This is a genomic window from Pseudomonas defluvii, from assembly GCF_001695625.1.
GTDB lineage: Bacteria > Pseudomonadota > Gammaproteobacteria > Pseudomonadales > Pseudomonadaceae > Aquipseudomonas > Aquipseudomonas defluvii.
In genome coordinates, this window is the sequence record NZ_MBPN01000112.1 from 1 (window position 1) to 15,493 (window position 15,493).

The 15,493-nt window shown below is 61.7% G+C and carries 13 protein-coding genes; 3 read left to right on the plus strand and 10 right to left on the minus strand.

Features of this window, described 5'->3' with window-relative positions:
- Positions 1 to 147: 147 nt before the first annotated feature.
- A complete protein-coding gene (locus EKA13_RS22295) occupies positions 148 to 1,590 on the minus strand; it encodes an alanine/glycine:cation symporter family protein (protein ID WP_065761409.1) in 1,443 nt (480 codons plus the stop codon).
- Between the two features lie 174 nt (positions 1,591 to 1,764).
- Between EKA13_RS22295 and EKA13_RS22300 the strand changes: the two genes are divergently transcribed.
- Positions 1,765 to 2,583 carry a helix-turn-helix domain-containing protein gene (locus EKA13_RS22300; RefSeq protein WP_065761410.1) on the plus strand — a complete coding sequence of 273 codons (819 nt, stop codon included), beginning with the start codon at positions 1,765 to 1,767 and terminating at the stop codon, positions 2,581 to 2,583.
- A gap of 6 nt (positions 2,584 to 2,589) precedes the next feature.
- Here EKA13_RS22300 and EKA13_RS22305 read toward each other — a convergent pair whose 3' ends face one another.
- From EKA13_RS22305 to EKA13_RS22340, 8 genes are all read right to left on the minus strand, one after another.
- Positions 2,590 to 3,660 (minus strand): lipocalin-like domain-containing protein, encoded by a 1,071-nt coding sequence (locus EKA13_RS22305; RefSeq protein WP_065761411.1) that lies wholly within the window; start codon positions 3,658 to 3,660, stop codon positions 2,590 to 2,592.
- Positions 3,650 to 6,127 carry an ABC transporter permease gene (locus EKA13_RS22310; RefSeq protein ID WP_065761412.1) on the minus strand — a complete coding sequence of 826 codons (2,478 nt, stop codon included), beginning with the start codon at positions 6,125 to 6,127 and terminating at the stop codon, positions 3,650 to 3,652. Before EKA13_RS22310 ends, EKA13_RS22305 begins: the two co-directional genes overlap by 11 nt.
- Positions 6,127 to 6,792: an ABC transporter ATP-binding protein gene (locus EKA13_RS22315; RefSeq protein ID WP_065761413.1), complete on the minus strand. Its 666-nt coding sequence runs from the start codon at positions 6,790 to 6,792 to the stop codon at positions 6,127 to 6,129. The genes EKA13_RS22310 and EKA13_RS22315 overlap by 1 nt, the downstream gene beginning before the upstream one ends.
- 87 nt (positions 6,793 to 6,879) lie before the next feature.
- Complete coding sequence (gene copD, locus EKA13_RS22320; RefSeq protein WP_065761414.1) at positions 6,880 to 7,818, minus strand: copper homeostasis membrane protein CopD; 939 nt, start codon at positions 7,816 to 7,818, stop codon at positions 6,880 to 6,882.
- Positions 7,819 to 7,822: 4 nt separating this feature from the next.
- On the minus strand, positions 7,823 to 8,206 hold the full coding sequence (copC, locus tag EKA13_RS22325; protein ID WP_065761415.1) for a copper homeostasis periplasmic binding protein CopC: 384 nt from the start codon (positions 8,204 to 8,206) through the stop codon (positions 7,823 to 7,825).
- 69 nt (positions 8,207 to 8,275) lie between these two features.
- Positions 8,276 to 9,166, minus strand: a complete 891-nt coding sequence (locus EKA13_RS22330; RefSeq protein ID WP_065761416.1) for a copper resistance protein B — start codon at positions 9,164 to 9,166, stop codon at positions 8,276 to 8,278.
- 9 nt (positions 9,167 to 9,175) lie between these two features.
- The gene (locus tag EKA13_RS22335; protein WP_065761417.1) at positions 9,176 to 11,002 is read right to left on the minus strand and encodes a copper resistance system multicopper oxidase; all 1,827 of its coding nucleotides are present in this window, start codon (positions 11,000 to 11,002) and stop codon (positions 9,176 to 9,178) included.
- Positions 11,003 to 11,139: 137 nt separating this feature from the next.
- Positions 11,140 to 12,507 (minus strand): methyl-accepting chemotaxis protein, encoded by a 1,368-nt coding sequence (locus EKA13_RS22340; protein WP_065761418.1) that lies wholly within the window; start codon positions 12,505 to 12,507, stop codon positions 11,140 to 11,142.
- Positions 12,508 to 12,845: 338 nt separating this feature from the next.
- On the opposite strand from EKA13_RS22340, the gene thpR reads away from it, so the two are divergent.
- The gene (gene thpR, locus EKA13_RS22345) at positions 12,846 to 13,391 is read left to right on the plus strand and encodes an RNA 2',3'-cyclic phosphodiesterase (protein WP_065761419.1); all 546 of its coding nucleotides are present in this window, start codon (positions 12,846 to 12,848) and stop codon (positions 13,389 to 13,391) included.
- Position 13,392: 1 nt separating this feature from the next.
- Here the strand turns inward: thpR and EKA13_RS22350 are convergent, their stop codons facing one another.
- Positions 13,393 to 14,211 carry an AraC family transcriptional regulator gene (locus tag EKA13_RS22350; protein WP_065761420.1) on the minus strand — a complete coding sequence of 273 codons (819 nt, stop codon included), beginning with the start codon at positions 14,209 to 14,211 and terminating at the stop codon, positions 13,393 to 13,395.
- A gap of 92 nt (positions 14,212 to 14,303) precedes the next feature.
- Here EKA13_RS22350 and EKA13_RS22355 point away from each other — a divergent pair, with 92 nt between their 5' ends.
- Entirely contained in the window at positions 14,304 to 15,269 is a 966-nt protein-coding gene (locus tag EKA13_RS22355; RefSeq protein ID WP_065761421.1) for a bile acid:sodium symporter family protein, read from the plus strand.
- The last annotated feature ends 224 nt before the right edge of the window (positions 15,270 to 15,493 follow it).

A 15,493-nucleotide genomic window follows, 5' to 3' on the forward strand; every position in this document is an offset into this window, starting at 1 on the left:
CCGATGGTGCCGCCGGTATAGAGGACAAGAAGGTTCTTTACTGCGCGCATGGGAAGCGTCCAGGCAGATGGAAAATGCGGTGTGAAAGATCGCGGGAGCGGTGGCAGGGAAGGCCGCCCCGGCATAGGGCGGCCTTCAGGTGGTCACTCAGCGTTGCGCCGGTGCCAGTTGGGGTTCAGCGTGCGCCGGGCTTTCGGCGTGTTGGCCGACGGGCCAGGCTTGCGGGTCCAGGTCGAGGTCGGCGAAGCGTGCGGCGTCGAACACCGGTTGTGCGATACCAGCACGGCGCTGCTCGTCATAGTCGCGCATGACCCGCAGGCCGACCTTGAACAGCATGGTCAGGGCGGCCAGGTTGACGAAGGCCAGGCAGGTCATGGTGATGTCGGCAAAGGCGAAGACGGTGGAGAGGTCTTGCACCGACCCCCACAGGATCAGCAGTACCACCAGGCCACGGTAGGCCATCAGCACCATGCGGTTGCGGCTGAGGAACTGCAGGCTGGTTTCGCCCAGGTAGTAGTTGTAGAGGATGCAGGTGAAGACGAACAGCGACAGCGCAACGCTGACGAACAGACGCCCCCAGTCACCGACTACCGCAGCCAGCGAGTTCTGGGTCAGGGCAATTCCGTCACCTTCAAAACCGGGTGTGTAGAAACCCGACAGCAGGATCAGCAGGGCGGTGCAGGTGCAGATCACGAAGGTGTCGAGGAACACGCTGAAGGCTTGTACCACGCCTTGTGCGGCTGGGTGGCGCACCGCGGCAACAGCGGCGACGTTAGGCGCACTGCCCAGGCCCGCTTCGTTGGCGAAAACCCCGCGCTTCACGCCCATGACGATGGCGCTGCCCAGCAGGCCGCCGAATGCCGGGTCGAGGCCAAAGGCGCTCTTGATGATGGTTTCCAGCATGGCCGGCACGTGCTCGATCTGGGTGATGATCACGTACAGGGTGACACCGATGTAGGCCAGGGTCTTGACCGGTACCAGCAGGTCGGACACCGAGGCGATACGTTTGATGCCGCCGATGAACACCACGCAGAGCAAGGCTGCCAGGGCAAAGCCGGTCTGCTGTGGTTCAAAGCCAAACGCGTTTTGCAGCGAGTGGGTAACGGTATAGGACTGCAGGCCGTTGAAGGTGAAGCCATAGGTCACCAGCAGCAACACGGCAAACACCACTGCCATCCAGCGCAGTTTCAGACCATGCTGGATGTAGTACGCCGGGCCGCCACGGTACAGGCCGTCTCCGTCGCTGCGTTTGTAGACCTGGGCCAGGGTGCATTCAAAAAAGCTGCTGGACATACCGACCAGTGCAGTAACCCACATCCAGAACACCGCGCCTGGGCCGCCGAGGGTAACGGCAATGCCGACACCGGCGATGTTCCCGGCACCGACACGGCCGGCAAGGCTCAGCATCAGGGCCTGGAACGAACTCAGTTGGCCTGCCTGGCCGCGCAGCGATTCCTTGAACACACTGAACATGTGGCCGAAATGACGGAACTGGACGAAACGAGAGCGCAAGGTGAAGTAGCTACCCAGTCCGACGATCAGCACGATGAGGAGTTTCCCCGAAAGGAAATCGTTGAGCGCTTCGAGCATGAAGAGACCTCGATTCTTATTGTTTAAGTGAAAGACAAACGACCGCAACAGTGCGGTGCAGGCATGGCGCGCATGGTTGGCCAAGAAAAGCCTGGTTACAATTTCGCGGGTTGATCTGAAATGATGCGACTTGATGCTAAACTGGCGCCGCTAGCATCAATCGGAAGTGCATCAATGAGTGAAAACCTGGGCGTAAACCTCAAACTGGCTTGCAGCCACTACCGCTCTATCTCGGAGGTTTGCCGCCAGCTGTCGATCAACCGTGGACAGTTCAACAAGTACCTCAGCGGCCAGAGCCAACCGACGCCTTACAACCTCAAGCGCATCGGCGACTTTTTCGGTGTCGAGGATTACGAGCTGGGTTTGCCGCCAGAGCAGTTCGCCCGTCTCATCGGCGCGCGCGTTACCGTACTGCCTGGCGCCGGTCAGGAGGACCCGCTGGTCGAGTTGCTGCGTCCTTTGCGTGATCACGGCGGTAACTTGTCGCGTTACTGCGGTTACTACTTCGAGTACTCCAACTGCATGTCGGTGCCGGGCTCGATCCTGCTGTCACTGGTGCACTTGCGTGAAGAGCGGGGCACCTTCCTGTTCGAACGCCAGGAGCGTCAGGAACGCACCAGCAGCATCGACGTACAGGCCGAAGACTGGGTGCGTTGCCGCTACCTGGGGGCAGCGTTCCAACTGCAGGATCGCCTGTTTCTGGTCGACTACGAGTCGTTGACGGTCAACGAGATGAGCCAGACCATCCTCATCCCCAGCTTCAAGAGCCGCATCACCCGCCTCAATGGGCTGAAGACCGGAGTCTCCAGTGGTGACCGGCGCACCCCGACCTGCACCCGAGTGGTGTGGGAGTACCTGGGGCCGGAAATCAACCGGATCAATGCTTACCGTCAGGTCCGCTTGTACCGGCCGGATGATCCGCGCATCGATGATGATGTGCGTGCGCGCCTGGAGGTCGGGCCCATCCGTAACGGTTTGTTCGAGATTGCCTGAGCGTCGTCAGTAGCCGGTCATCTCCAGGTAACCACGCCCGGTATTGCTGCCCAGCAGTTGCACCGGGCCTTCCCAGTAGGCAACGGTAGTACCCATCCAGGCATGGGGTTGCAGGGCCGCGACCTGTACGTCCAGGTTGTGCGTGGCGACTTGCAAGCGCCAGCGAGTGGGGAGCTGCTTGCCGTTGTCCTGGCGCGTCCAGGCTTGCGGGTCGAGCTGGATTTGCTCGCTTCGCAACGGCTCGGCGTGGCCGTCGGGGCTGATCCAGGTACCTGCTCGATAGGGCTGGCCGTCGCGTTGGCGCACCTGGAACAGCATCAGCTTGGCGCCGTTTTCCAGGTGCAGGGAGAACCAGTCCCACCCCTGTTGTGTGTTGCTCAGCGGCTGGCTGCTCCATTCCCGGTCGAGCCAGGCGCGTCCCGTGACCGGGTAGCGTTGGCCATGGCGCTCAACCTCGCCACTGACCTGATAAAACGGTTGGCTGTAGTAGTACGACGCTTGGCCCTGGCCAGACTTTTCGCTGTAGCCGCGGTCGCCATGCAGCACCAGCGGCCCTTGGCTGATCAGTTGCAGGCGATAGCTGAAGCCGTTGCCGGTAGCGCGCATCTGCAACTGGTCAAGCCCTTGGCCTGCCGTGCTGGCCAGTGACCAGTCGTCGATCCAGGCACGGAAGGGGTACGCGTCGACACCCGCCTGGCCGATGCCGCCACGGGCAAGGGTCTGGCTGAACTGATGGCTGGACGCGCTGCTCAGCGCGGCGTGCCCCAGCCACACGGTCGGGCTGGACCAGCCGGCTACCTCGGCACCTGGGCGCAAGGCGGAGCGGAACAGGGTCCATTGCACGCCCCAGTCATGTCCTTGCTCGTCGGTGAGATTGGCCGTGACGTACCACCACTCGATGCGGTAGCCCGCATGGGCGCCGTGGTCAGCAGGAAAACTCAGCGCTTGTCCACGCACTACCGGTGTGTAGGTCGCAGTTGCCTGGCCAAGCCCGGCAAAGCCCTCAGTCGCTGGCGGGGCCTTGTCGCACCCGCTCAGCAGCAGGGCACAGGCGATGATCCGGACCTTACGCTTCATCGGCGAATTGCCTCAACAGGTCAGCCGGTTGGCTACGCAGCAGTTGCCATAACGGCCCGATGGCCGCCAACAGGCTGGTCAGCAGGCCCAGTACAACCAACTGCAGCAGTTGTGATGGAAACACCTGCAACGGCAGCCGCCAGCCAAAGGCCTGCACATTGACCACAGCAACCAGGCACCAGGCCAGTAACAGCCCCAAGGGGATTGCCAGCAACACCGTCAGGCCGGCCAGCATCAAGGTTTGCCCCAGGCTCAACCAGGCCAGCGTGCGCCGCTCGACACCCAGCGCCCACAGCGGGGCCAACTGCCCGAGGCGGCTCTGACCAAGGGTCAGCAGGCTGATGAACAGCGCCACTCCGGCGACCGTCAGGGTCAGGCTGTTCAGCGCAGCGGTGGCGACGAAAGTGCGCTCGAAAACCTCGCGGGACCAGCGTTTGAGGGACGCCTGATCGGTCAGCTGGTTGCTGTCCAGGGCAAACTGTTGTTGCAGCTGCGCCATCAGTGGCGCTACCTGCTGTGCGGCCAGGCGCACGCTCAGGGCGTAGAAATCCGCCTCGGGCCAGTAGCGTTGTAACCAATCGGCACTGACCAGCAGGTGCCCCTTCGGGTTGCCATAGTCGGCATACACCCCGACAACCCTGAGGCTGGGCGCTGCAGCCGGGGCAGGCAGTGACAGGCGATCACCCAGGCTCAGGTGAAGGTGGCGGGCCAGTTGTTCGCTGAGCATCACGCCCTGGCCGGTGGCCAGTTGTCGCCAGGCGTCATCCTGTTGCTCAAGTAGCGTCCAGTGCTGCGGGTAGTAAGGGTGATCGCTGATGCCAAAGAGCTGGGCGGGCCAACCCTGCAGGCGCAGTTCTACGCGCCATCGCGGCAGCACGGCTTCGACCTGCGGCTGGGCAGTCAGCCAGTCATTGATCGCCTGCGCTTGTGCAGTATCGCGTGGGCTCAGGTAAAGCTCGGCTGCAAGACGCTGGTCGAGCCAGCTCATGAAGGTCTTGCGAAAGCCTTCGGTCATGCTGCCCACGCCCACACTGGCGCTCAAGGCCAACAGCAGTGCCATCAGGGCAAGGGCCAGCGCCGGTAGCTGTTGGCGGCTGTCGGCGATGAACCAGTGCGCCAGCGGCCGCTGACAGTAGCGTGCGAGCAGCAGCAACGCTGCGTCGAGCAAGGCCGGCAGCAGCAGAGCGGCGGCCAGCAACAAGCCGGTGATCATCACAAAGGCGATACGCAGGCTGTCACCGAACCGCCAGCAAGCCAAGGCCAGCAGCACCAGGCCAACGGCCAACAGGACTTGGCGGCGCAACCAGAGGCGTTGTGCCGCCTGCCAGGCGTGTGGTTGTGCCAGGGCCAGCAGTGGCAGGCGTGCTGCGCGCAATAGGCTGTTTGCTCCGGCCAAGAGCGCACCGAGCAGGCTGATGGTCAGGCCTGTCAACCACCATGTGGGTGACAGGCTCAGTTGCCCGGCCACCTGAACACCGTAGAGGCCACGCAGGCTGGCGGCAACGTCATCCAGCAGCAAGGCCGCCAGCAGGTAACCGCTGAGCACGCCGGCCAGACCGCCCAGCATGGCAAACAGGCCAAGCTCAAGTGCCAGTGCGCTGACCAGTGCGGCCAGGCTTACGCCGCAGGCGCGCAAGGTGCGTAACAGGCTGCGGCGTTGCTCCAGGGCCAGGCCAATGGCGGCGTGCACGATAAACAGGCCGACCAGGAACGCCAGCAGGCCAAGGGCGCTGAGGTTCAGATGGAAACTCTCGGTCAGGCGCTGCAAGTCCTGTGCGTCGCTTGAAGTGTGCAGTTGCAACGTGCCAGCCAGGTTGGCCGGCAGGCGCGGTGCGCTATCGGCGAAGGCCGCTGGCATCAGCAGCCGTGAAACCTGCCCTGGCGCTTTCAGCAGTGTTTGCGCGTAGCCAATATCGACAACGATCACCCCAGGGGCCAATTGCGCCTGCACGTGCAGGGGCGGCAGGTATTGGCCATCTTCGGTCTGCACCTGGGCGCCCGGTTTCAGGCCAAGGCGTTGCAAGGTGTCTGGGCCGACCCAGGCTTGCCCGGGCGGGCCAATGAAGCCGCCAAGGTCGAGTCCTTCGTTGGCTTGCCCGGCGATGGCTGACCCCTGGGGCAGGGTTAGCGGTTCGATGCCGATCAGCCGCACGTTAAGCGCGGCATCACCCACAAGGTTCAGGCGGCCTTCGAGCAGCGGCGAAACGGGCCAGCCCTCACGGCGCAGCGCAACATAGACCGCTTGGCCGATGTGCGGGCCTTGGCGTGGTGCCCAATATGCCTGCGCCACGCCGCCGAGTACGGCGCTGGCCCGGGCGTAGTCGGCCCGTGCCTGGGTATTGAGTGCCTGTACGCCGGCCCACAGTGCGGTAGCCAGCCAGAGCCCGGTGAAAATGCTGAAGCACTGCAGCGGGTGGCGCCGCCAGTGGCTGAGCAGGGCCTGGAGGCTGATCCTCAGGCTGCTCATTACACCGCCTGGGGCTTGACACGGCCCAGGTGCAGATAGCATTGCCGGGACAGTCGGGCAGCCAGGCGTGGGCTGTGGGTGACCATCAACAGGCTGCTGCCGGCCTCACCGACCAGCCGCAGGAGCAGCTCGAGTACTGTGTCGCTGCTAGCTTCGTCGAGGCTGCCCGTCGGTTCGTCGGCCAGCATCAGCGAGGGCTTTGCTGCCAGCGCGCGGCCAATGGCCAGGCGTTGCTGTTGGCCACCGGAAAGTTGTTCGGGGTAACGCTCAAGCAAGGGGCGCAGCCCCAGTTGTTCGGCCAGGTAGGTGGCCCAGGCGGGGTCGTGACGCTCTGCCAGGCGCGCTTGAAAGGTCAGGTTCGCGGCCACATCAAGGCTGCTGATCAAGTTGTACTGTTGGAATACCAGGCCAATGCCGAGCCGTCGCCAGCGTGCCAGCTCCGCTTCCCGACGCCCTTGAAGCGGTGTGCCATCGATCAGAATGTGCCCGCTGTCTGCCCGTTCCAGGCCTGCGATCAGGTGCAGCAGGGTGCTCTTGCCGCTGCCGGACTCGCCCATCAAGGCCATGCTCGTCCCGTTGGGCAGGTGCAGGTCTACGCCCCGCAGAACCGGCAGTGTGCCTTGGGCGGTGGTGAAGGACTTGTACAGGTTTTCGACCTTTAGCATGGGTAGCACACTTGCACGGGGAGCACCTGAGTAGGGTAGGCCATCCGCTGGATGCTATCGAGGCGTCCACCTCAAACCCCGATCCGCCTAGCCGCTGGGCAGCTCCACCTCCGGGCTAAGGGTACCCAGCCAGGCCACCAGGCCAAGAACGATCACCGCTACCGATAGCTCCAGGACCATGCTGCGCCGCAAGGCGTTGATAGCGCTTTGGTAATGGCCGGTTTGTAGCGAGGTTTCCAGCAGTGGGCTCAACTGGAAGCGATTCAGTGCGGCAAACACCAGCATGCCAGCAAACAGTATGAGTTTGAGCGACAGCAACCCACCGTATGTGCTGTTTGTCAGCGGTTCCAACGTCATCCCGACGATCAGCAGGTAGTTGACGACGCCGGTGAGCACCAGCACAACCACGATCAATGTCCCTGTGACTTCAAAACCCCTGAGCGCCTGGGCCAGTGCCCGCAGTTGCTGGTTTGCTGTGGGGTGATTGGCCTTTAGCAACCAGGCAAAGGCGAACAATGCTCCCAGCCAGCCACCTGCGGCCAGCAGGTGCGCAATATCGCTGGTGAAATGCAGGTAGCGCCTGTAGCCATCGTCCATGGCACCGTGTCCGCTCCAGGCCAGGGTTGCCAGGGCCACTGCGCCACACAGCATCACCAGCCACTGACCCACGGGTGAGTCGCGCCCTACGCCGAGGGCTACGAGGGTCGCGAGGGTTAGCGCGCCGATGCGCAGCCACCACATGTGCCCGACATCGGTTTCCATCAGTACCATCTGCAGCATGTGCGGGTGCAGTTCAGTGAAATCTGAGGCGCCACTCATCGTTTTCGTCAGTTGCAGTATGCCGAGGGCCGACAACAGCACACCCAACACGGCGCCAGTGGCAAGCAGTGCGCTGAAGCGCGCTGCCGAGCTTTCGGCCACAACCTGCGTCGCAGGGCTGTACAGGCGAAAGGCTGCCAGCCCAAAGAGCAGCATCAGGTCGATGCAGAGCACTAGACGCAAGGCGATGTTGAGCAGGTCATCCATGCTCTCAGTTCACCGTGAAGGTAACAGCGCCGGTAATAGGGTGGGTGTCGGAAGATACGGCTCGCCATTCGACCTTGTAGGTGCCCGCACTGAGTGGCGCTGCCGGCGTGATGAGCATGGCTTTCGGGTCACTGCTGCCACTGACCGCGGCTTTGACGGCCATCGGGGCGTGCGCCATACCCTGCATGCCGGTCATCATCAGTTTCGCGCCTGAGAATTGCGTCACCAGGTTCTCGGAAAAGTGCAGTTCGATTTTCGCCGGTGAGGCGACAGTGGCGCCCTCTGCCGGGCTGGAGGAGAGCAGCTTGGGATGCGCTTGAGCGCTGAGGCTGAGGAACAGACCGGCGCTGAGTGCGGCAGCGACGCTGAGTGTTTTCAGAGGGGACATGCAAGGCTCCTGACGGCCTGGGCCGTGGTTGGGTTAGTGTGTGGTGGGCTTCAAGGGGGGGGCCGCTGTTCAGAACCACATGCGCACGCCCATCACCAAGCGTGCCTCGCTGCGGTCTTCACCGTCGTCAAGGGCGTAATCGGCGGTCTTGCCATACGTACGATTCCAGGTAACGCCAATGTAAGGTGCAAACTCTCGACGGATTTCATAGCGCAGCCTCAGGCCTACCTCGGTATTGGCCAATCCGGAGCCTGTAGCCCGTTGCGGGTCGTTTTTGCCGTAGAGGTTCAGTTCAGCCGTTGGCTGCAGGATCAGGCGGTTGGTGAGCAATACGTCGTACTCACCTTCAAGTCGAGCGGCCGTTTGACCGTTCTCGCCCACGTAGGCGGTTGCCCTCGTTTCGAGGTCATACAGGGGCATGCCTTGCACCCCCAGTGCTGCCCAGGTCTGGGGATCTCCTGGCTTGAAGTCCTGACGTATCCCGCTGACGACGTCCCACCAAGGGCCGATGGCATGCGCCCAAAGCGCCTGCAGTTCTGCCTTTTCGGTGACACCGTTGCTGCGCTCACCTTCGGAGCGTACCCACAAACGGTTCAGGTCGGTGCCAATCCAGCCGTTCACATCCCAATTGAGTACGGCGCCATTGTCCGCGTCCTGCCATTCGAGCTTATCGATCAGCACCTTTGAGTTGATCGCGTCATCATGCATTTGATGGCCGCCCGCGCTCTCGAAGACGGCTGCGCGATCAGCGTCGGTGAGCACCGGAATCGGTGTGCGACTTTCCTGCGTTGGACTTGGGGCCATGCCCTGCATAGGGCTGTAATCCATACCCTGCATCTGGGAAGGATCCATGCCTTGCACCGACTGTTCCTGCGCCACCGCCACAGGGAGGTGCAATAGCCCCAGGCTGAAAGCCACGAGGCTTGCGCGCAACGGTTTCGCGGTTTTTTCGATGTTCATGCCGTTCTCCTACTCATCTACCCGTACTTCGCGGAACATGCCCATTTCCATGTGGTACATGAGATGGCAGTGATAGGCCCATCGACCCAGTGCATCGGCGGTGACGCGGTAACTGCGCTTGGTGCCGGGTGGCATGTCTATCGTATGTTTGCGAACCATGAAATTGCCGTTTTCATCTTCCAGATCGCTCCACATGCCGTGCAGGTGTATCGGGTGCGTCATCATGGTGTCGTTGACCAGGACAATACGGATTCGCTCCCCGTACTTGAGCCGAATCGGCCCGGCATCGGCGAACTTGATGCCGTCGAACGACCACGAGAACTTCTCCATGTGGCCGGTCAGGTGCAAGGTGATCGTGCGGCTCGGTTCGCGGCCATCGGGGTCCTGGAAGGTGCTCTTCAGGTCAGCGTAGGTCAGTACGCGTCGGCCATTGTTTCTCAGGCCCATGCCGGGATCACTGAGCTTGGGGGCCGGGGCCATGGTTTGCATGTCTACCAGTGGATTATCGGTTTCAGAGGCTGGGTGGTGCTCCATGCCACTCATCGCGCTCATGTCATGCATGCTGTGCTCAGGCGTTGTGCCTGGCTGGCCATGGTCCATGCTCTGCATGCCATCCATGGTTTGCAGGCCGTCCATGCTCTGCATTCCATCCATGCTCTGCATAGCCCCTTGGTCCATGTTGGTCATATCGCCATGGTCCATGCTCCCATGGTCCATACCGCCCATGCCCATGTCGCTCATGCTGATCTGCGGCCGTGGGTCGAGCGTTGGCACAGGAGCGCTCAGCCCTTCGCGTACGGCGAGTGTGCCCCTGGCAAAGCCGGTGCGGTCCATTGATTGGGCAAAGAGGGTATAGGCCTCCAGGGTCGGTTCGACGAGCACGTCATAGGTTTCGGCCACGGCAATACGTAACTCATCGACACTTACCGGCGTGACGTATTGGCCGTCTGCTGCGACGACGGTCATTTTCAGGCCGGGAATGCGCAGGTCGAAGTAGCTCATGGCCGAGCCGTTGATAATCCGCAGCCGTAGCCGCTCACCCGGTTTGAACAGGCCGGTCCAGTTAGCGTCGGGAGCGTGTCCATTGAGCAGGTAGGTATAGGTGGCTGCACTGATGTCGGCAAGATCGGTGGGGTTCATCTTCATCTGTGCCCACATCTTTCGATCGGCTACAGTGGCGGCCCAGCCGTTCTTGCCGACATCATCAATGAAGTCACCGACGGTACGCTTGTGGTAGTTGTAGTAGTCAGACTGCTTCTTCAGCTTTTTCATGACATGCGTCGGGTTTTCGTCTGTCCAGTCCGACAACATCACCACATAGTCGCGGTCGTAGCTGAATGGCTCGGGTTCCTTCGCGTCTATGACCAGCGGCCCATAGACACCAACCTGTTCCTGAAAGCCGGAATGGCTGTGGTACCAGTAGGTGCCGTTCTGTTTGACCTTGAACTGGTACACATACACACCACCCGGCTCGATACCGTGGAAGCTCAGGCCGGGTACGCCGTCCATGTTCACCGGCAGGATGATTCCGTGCCAATGAATCGAGGTGTTTTCTTTCAGACGGTTCCTGACTCGCAGGGTGACCGTATCACCTTCACGCCAGCGCAGTAGCGGCCCTGGCAGGCTGCCATTGATCGTCATGGCGGTACGTGGCGTACCGGTGAAGTTAACGCCCATTTCACCAATGGACAGATCGAAGTCGTTGCCGGTCAGTACATTCGGCTGGCCAGGGCTGGCAATCGCCCATACTGGCGTGCGCCACAGGCCGCAGCCTGCCAGCAATCCGCCTGCGGCCAGGGCTTTGACAAAGGTGCGTCTGGAGGTCGTGGAAGACATGCCTGTGGTGTCCCGTCAGTCAGAATCTCTCGATTGGAGAGAACGTGTTATCTCAGGGCGGGAGGCATTTTTGCGGATGCCAGGCGCCATGGACATTACGATGCCACAGCGCAATCGGGCAGGTGATTACATTTCAGTCAGGTTGGCTGACTCAGGGCTGGGTACCCCTTCGCCCCCTGATCGCTCTCGAGGATATCCGAGAAGCGGCCAATGGCCTCGACCACCTGTTTGGCACCCACGTGAATCGCCTGCATGGCAGCGCCTGCTTCCTCTGCGAGTGCCAGGCCTTGTTCAGCCTTGAGGGTGCTGTCGTGCATGCTTTTGACTGCTTGCTGGGCAAGCGCCTGACTGCGCGCCACTACCTCGCCGATTTCAAGGGTGGAGGTACTGGTGCGTGTCGCCAGGTTGCGTACTTCGTCGGCCACCACTGCAAAACCGCGGCCTTGTTCACCGGCACGTGCCGCTTCGATGGCTGCATTGAGCGCCAACAGGTTGGTTTGCTCGGCAATGGCGCGAATGGCGCCAACAATGCTGCCAATTTCTTCGGACAGCTGACTCAGCGCATTGATGTTGCCAGCGGCCTCCCGAAGTTCCTCGGCAATGTCCTGTACCCGGCTGACCGCCTGGGCAACCACGGCCGTGCCCTGACTGGCGTGCTCATTGGTTTCACGCGAGGTTTCGAAGGCCAGCATCGCCGCCTGCGACTCGGACCGGCGCTGCTCGATTCTCTCGCTGATGTCGCTCGCCAGTTTCATGACCCCGTACAACTTGCCGTCGACGTCGTAGAGCGGGTTATAGGTAGCCTGTAGCCAGACGTGTCGGCCTTGCCTGGCTACGCGCTGGAACAGCCCCGAACGCGGTTCACCTCGGCACAGGCCTAGCCAGAAATCTTTATAGGCGGCGCCGTGCACTTCACTGGGCAGGCAGAAGGTGCTGTGGTGTTTGCCACGAATCTCTTCCAGGCGGTATCCCATGGCGTTCAGGAAGTTATCGTTGGCGTTCACCACCTTGCCCTGCAGGTCGAACTCGATCACTGCCATCGAGCGATTCACCGCATCCATTACGCTGGCGTGCATCTGGTTGCGCAGCGTACGTTCGGTGATGTCGGAGGCCACTTTGATGACTTTTTCAACCTGGCCATTGGCGCCTCGAACCGGCAGGTAAGTGGCCTCCAGCCAGACCGCTCGCCCCGTGCTCGACAGGCGCTGGAACTCACCACTGACAGGCTCGCCTTGTTGCAGGCGGCGCCAGAGTGCCGCGTATTGCGGGCTGTTGGCATACTCACTGGTGCAGAACAGGCGGTGATGGCGGCCCATGAGGGCGCTCAGGGAGTACCCCATCAGGGTGAGGAACAACGGGTTCGCATCGATAATTTCACCGCTAGTGCTGAATTCGATGATTGCCATCGACTCGCGCAGGGCGTCGTGTTCGGCGTCCCGCTCGGCCAGGCGCTGCTGGCAGGCATCCAAGGCGTTTTTCAGAAGGGTGGATTTACGTGTGAACATGCCGGGAGTTCCAGAGAGAAGCGTAGCGTGAGAGTCGCAGAAGGCAATTTGATACTGTCGTACCATTGTGCACCAAAATACTTGTACATAAGTAATTTTATGTACAAGTATTTTGGGGTGAGGTGCCTGGCTGCACCAGGCAATCATGTGGTGAGTGACGCCCGTGCCATGTGCTGGCCCAATCGCTGCACCAAGCATTTGCGTGGGCCACTGGTATTCAATCTGAAAGGTTTTCACTCGTAAATTGAGCTTTAGGCGTAGGCTTGAAAGGGGTGTTGCGCGCGCAGGTGTTCTGCTTTTCTAGCCAGTTACAGGGCTCTGCCGAGAGGGAGGCGTGTATGCGCAACGAATCGCGTGAGCCGGGTGAACCCGTCAAGCGCCTGTTTTTCGCCTTGCCTTGTGCGCAGGCACAACGTCGAGCCATTGCTCAATGGCGCGGTGCTCTCCACGTGGACAGCGGGCGCCCGGTGCCGGTCGACAATTTCCACGTCACGTTGTTATTTCTTGGTGCCGTTGCGGTAACGCAGGTTCCTGCCCTCTGTGCGGCGGCGGCGACTGTTGCGCGAGCAGGCCAGCACTTGACAGTGCCACTTGATCGCCTGGAGGTGTGGCGTCAGTCCCGTGTGCTCTTGCTGACTTCCGTGCAGACGCCGCTGCTGCTGCGTCAACTGGTCTATGCCCTGCGGGAAGCCATGTTGCCGTTGGGCTTCACTGAGTTGCCCAAGGATTTCCGGCCGCACCTGACACTGATGCGCGACTACCGTACTGCCGTCCCGGAAAGCAGTGCGCCGCCGGACTTTCATTTGAATGCCGGCCATTTCACGTTGTTCGAGTCCCATAAAGGCCAATATCGAGCGGTGGGCGAGTGGCGTTTAGGCGGCTAGCTCAGGGTACTGCCACGGCCTTGGTGTTGCCTCGCAGCCACTCGCCGGGTGATCTGCCGAACTGCTGACCGAAAGCCGCAATGAATGCTGACAACGACTCGTAACCGCACGCCAGCGCCACATCGGTCACGCGGTCGCCACGCTCCAGTGCCGGTAGCGCACTCAGCATACGCAGGCGCTGACGCCAGGCGCGGAAGGTCAGGCCCGTCTCGCGTCGGAACACTCGGCTGAGGGTTTTCTCCGAAACGCCCAGTGGCAGAGCCCAGGCCGCGAGCCCGGTTGCATCGTCGGGGTGCTCCTGCAAGCGCTGGCACAAACCACGCAGTCGTTTATCGCCGGGCAGCGGTAAACGCATGTCTTGCTCAGGCGCGCTGGCGAGTTGATCCAGCAATACCTGCACCAGACGACCATCGGCGCCGTGTTGTTCGTAGTCCACCGGTAGGGCGCTGAAGGTGGAGATCAGTTCGCGTAGCAGCGGGTTGATGCCCAGTACGCGGCAGTCGGTGGTACGCCTGCAGTTGGCAGCCTGGTCCAGGTACAGGCTGCGAATACAGGTGCCCGACGTGCAGGTCACCCGATGCACGATGTTGGCGGGTATCCATACCGCGCGGTGTGGCGGTACGACGTAGAACGCGTGTTCGGTATGCACTTCCAACACGCCACTGATGGCATGGGACAACTGCGCCCACGGGTGGCGATGGGCGTAGCCGAGCGCAATGTTGGGTAATGCGTGTGCATGGCCGTACACCGGACGCGGCAGCCGCTTGAGCGCGGCGAGTCGTTGCGTGGGGCGTGTGGCGGGTTGTCCGTTTGGCGACACTGGCAGCGTTCTGGCGTTAGTCGGAATGGGCCACAGACCGTATCGTCTCGCCCGGCAAGCTTCAAGCCTAACCTCATTTGCCAGGACGTCCGATGAAGTCGTTACGTGTGTTGTTCGATAATTTCACCCTTGCGCTGCTCGCAGTGATCCTCGTCGCCACGCTGTTGCCATGCGAGGGGCAGGGCGCCTTGGTGTTTGGCGTGTTGACCAACCTGGCCATCGCCCTGCTGTTCTTTCTGCACGGGGCCAAGCTTTCCCGCGCGGCGGTCGTGGCCGGGGCAGGGCACTGGCGTCTGCACCTGCTGGTGTTTGGGTGCACCTTCGTGATGTTCCCGCTGCTGGGGCTGGCACTCAAACCGCTGTTCCTGCCCCTGGTTGGCGATGAGCTTTACCTGGGCGTGCTGTACCTGTGTGCTTTGCCAGCGACGGTGCAGTCGGCCATCGCCTTTACCGCACTGGCCCGTGGCAATATTCCGGCGGCAATCTGCAGCGCCGCCGCGTCGAGCTTGCTGGGTATCGTACTGACGCCTGTGCTAGTGGTGCTGTTGATGGGGGTGGAGGGCGAGGGTGCTTCCAGCCTCGATGCGCTGCTGAAGATCGTTCTGCAACTGCTGGTGCCCTTCGTGGCCGGGCAACTGGCCCGACGCTGGATTGGCGCCTGGGTCATGCGTAACGCTACGTGGCTGAAAACCGTGGACCAGGGCTCGATTTTGCTGGTGGTCTATACCGCCTTCAGCGATGCGGTGGTCAGCGGGCTCTGGCAGTCCGTCGCGTTCTCACGACTGTTGGGCCTGACGGTGGCGTGTTGCGTGCTGCTGGCCTTAGTGCTGTGGTGTACCCAGGCATTGGGCCGTTGGCTGGGCTTCAACCTGGAGGATCGCATCACCATCCTCTTTGCCGGCTCAAAGAAAAGCATGGCCACCGGTGTGCCCATGGCTCAGGTTTTGTTTGCCGGGGGTGGCATTGGCGCGGTAATCCTGCCGCTGATGATCTTTCACCAGATCCAGTTGATGGTCTGCGCGGTCTTGGCGCAACGTTATGCGCGTCGTGCGGGTTGATACTGGGCGAGTCGTTGATTTCAGAACGGTCCTACAGCCAGTCGGTAGGTGGATCTGCTAGCGTCCAAGCTTTTCGGGCTATCGGCCCATGGGGATACTGCTGTGCTCTGCCTGCCCATTGTTCGCTTGCTGTTTCCCGCTGCGGTTCTGCTGTTGCTGACCGGCTGCCAGGCCCAATCCCTGCCATTGCCCAAGAGCGAAAAACTCTCCGCAGAAAAAGTCGC

Bases quoted from the DNA above. Each gene is read 5' to 3' on its own strand.
- EKA13_RS22295 (WP_065761409.1), bottom strand. From the start codon at position 1,590: ATGCTCGAAGCGCTCAACGATTTCCTTTCGGGGAAACTCCTCATCGTG.
- EKA13_RS22300 (WP_065761410.1), top strand. From the start codon at position 1,765: ATGAGTGAAAACCTGGGCGTAAACCTCAAACTGGCTTGCAGCCACTAC.
- EKA13_RS22305 (WP_065761411.1), bottom strand. From the start codon at position 3,660: ATGAAGCGTAAGGTCCGGATCATCGCCTGTGCCCTGCTGCTGAGCGGG.
- EKA13_RS22310 (WP_065761412.1), bottom strand. From the start codon at position 6,127: ATGAGCAGCCTGAGGATCAGCCTCCAGGCCCTGCTCAGCCACTGGCGG.
- EKA13_RS22315 (WP_065761413.1), bottom strand. From the start codon at position 6,792: ATGCTAAAGGTCGAAAACCTGTACAAGTCCTTCACCACCGCCCAAGGC.
- copD (WP_065761414.1), bottom strand. From the start codon at position 7,818: ATGGATGACCTGCTCAACATCGCCTTGCGTCTAGTGCTCTGCATCGAC.
- copC (WP_065761415.1), bottom strand. From the start codon at position 8,206: ATGTCCCCTCTGAAAACACTCAGCGTCGCTGCCGCACTCAGCGCCGGT.
- EKA13_RS22330 (WP_065761416.1), bottom strand. From the start codon at position 9,166: ATGAACATCGAAAAAACCGCGAAACCGTTGCGCGCAAGCCTCGTGGCT.
- EKA13_RS22335 (WP_065761417.1), bottom strand. From the start codon at position 11,002: ATGTCTTCCACGACCTCCAGACGCACCTTTGTCAAAGCCCTGGCCGCA.
- EKA13_RS22340 (WP_065761418.1), bottom strand. From the start codon at position 12,507: ATGTTCACACGTAAATCCACCCTTCTGAAAAACGCCTTGGATGCCTGC.
- thpR (WP_065761419.1), top strand. From the start codon at position 12,846: ATGCGCAACGAATCGCGTGAGCCGGGTGAACCCGTCAAGCGCCTGTTT.
- EKA13_RS22355 (WP_065761421.1), top strand. From the start codon at position 14,304: ATGAAGTCGTTACGTGTGTTGTTCGATAATTTCACCCTTGCGCTGCTC.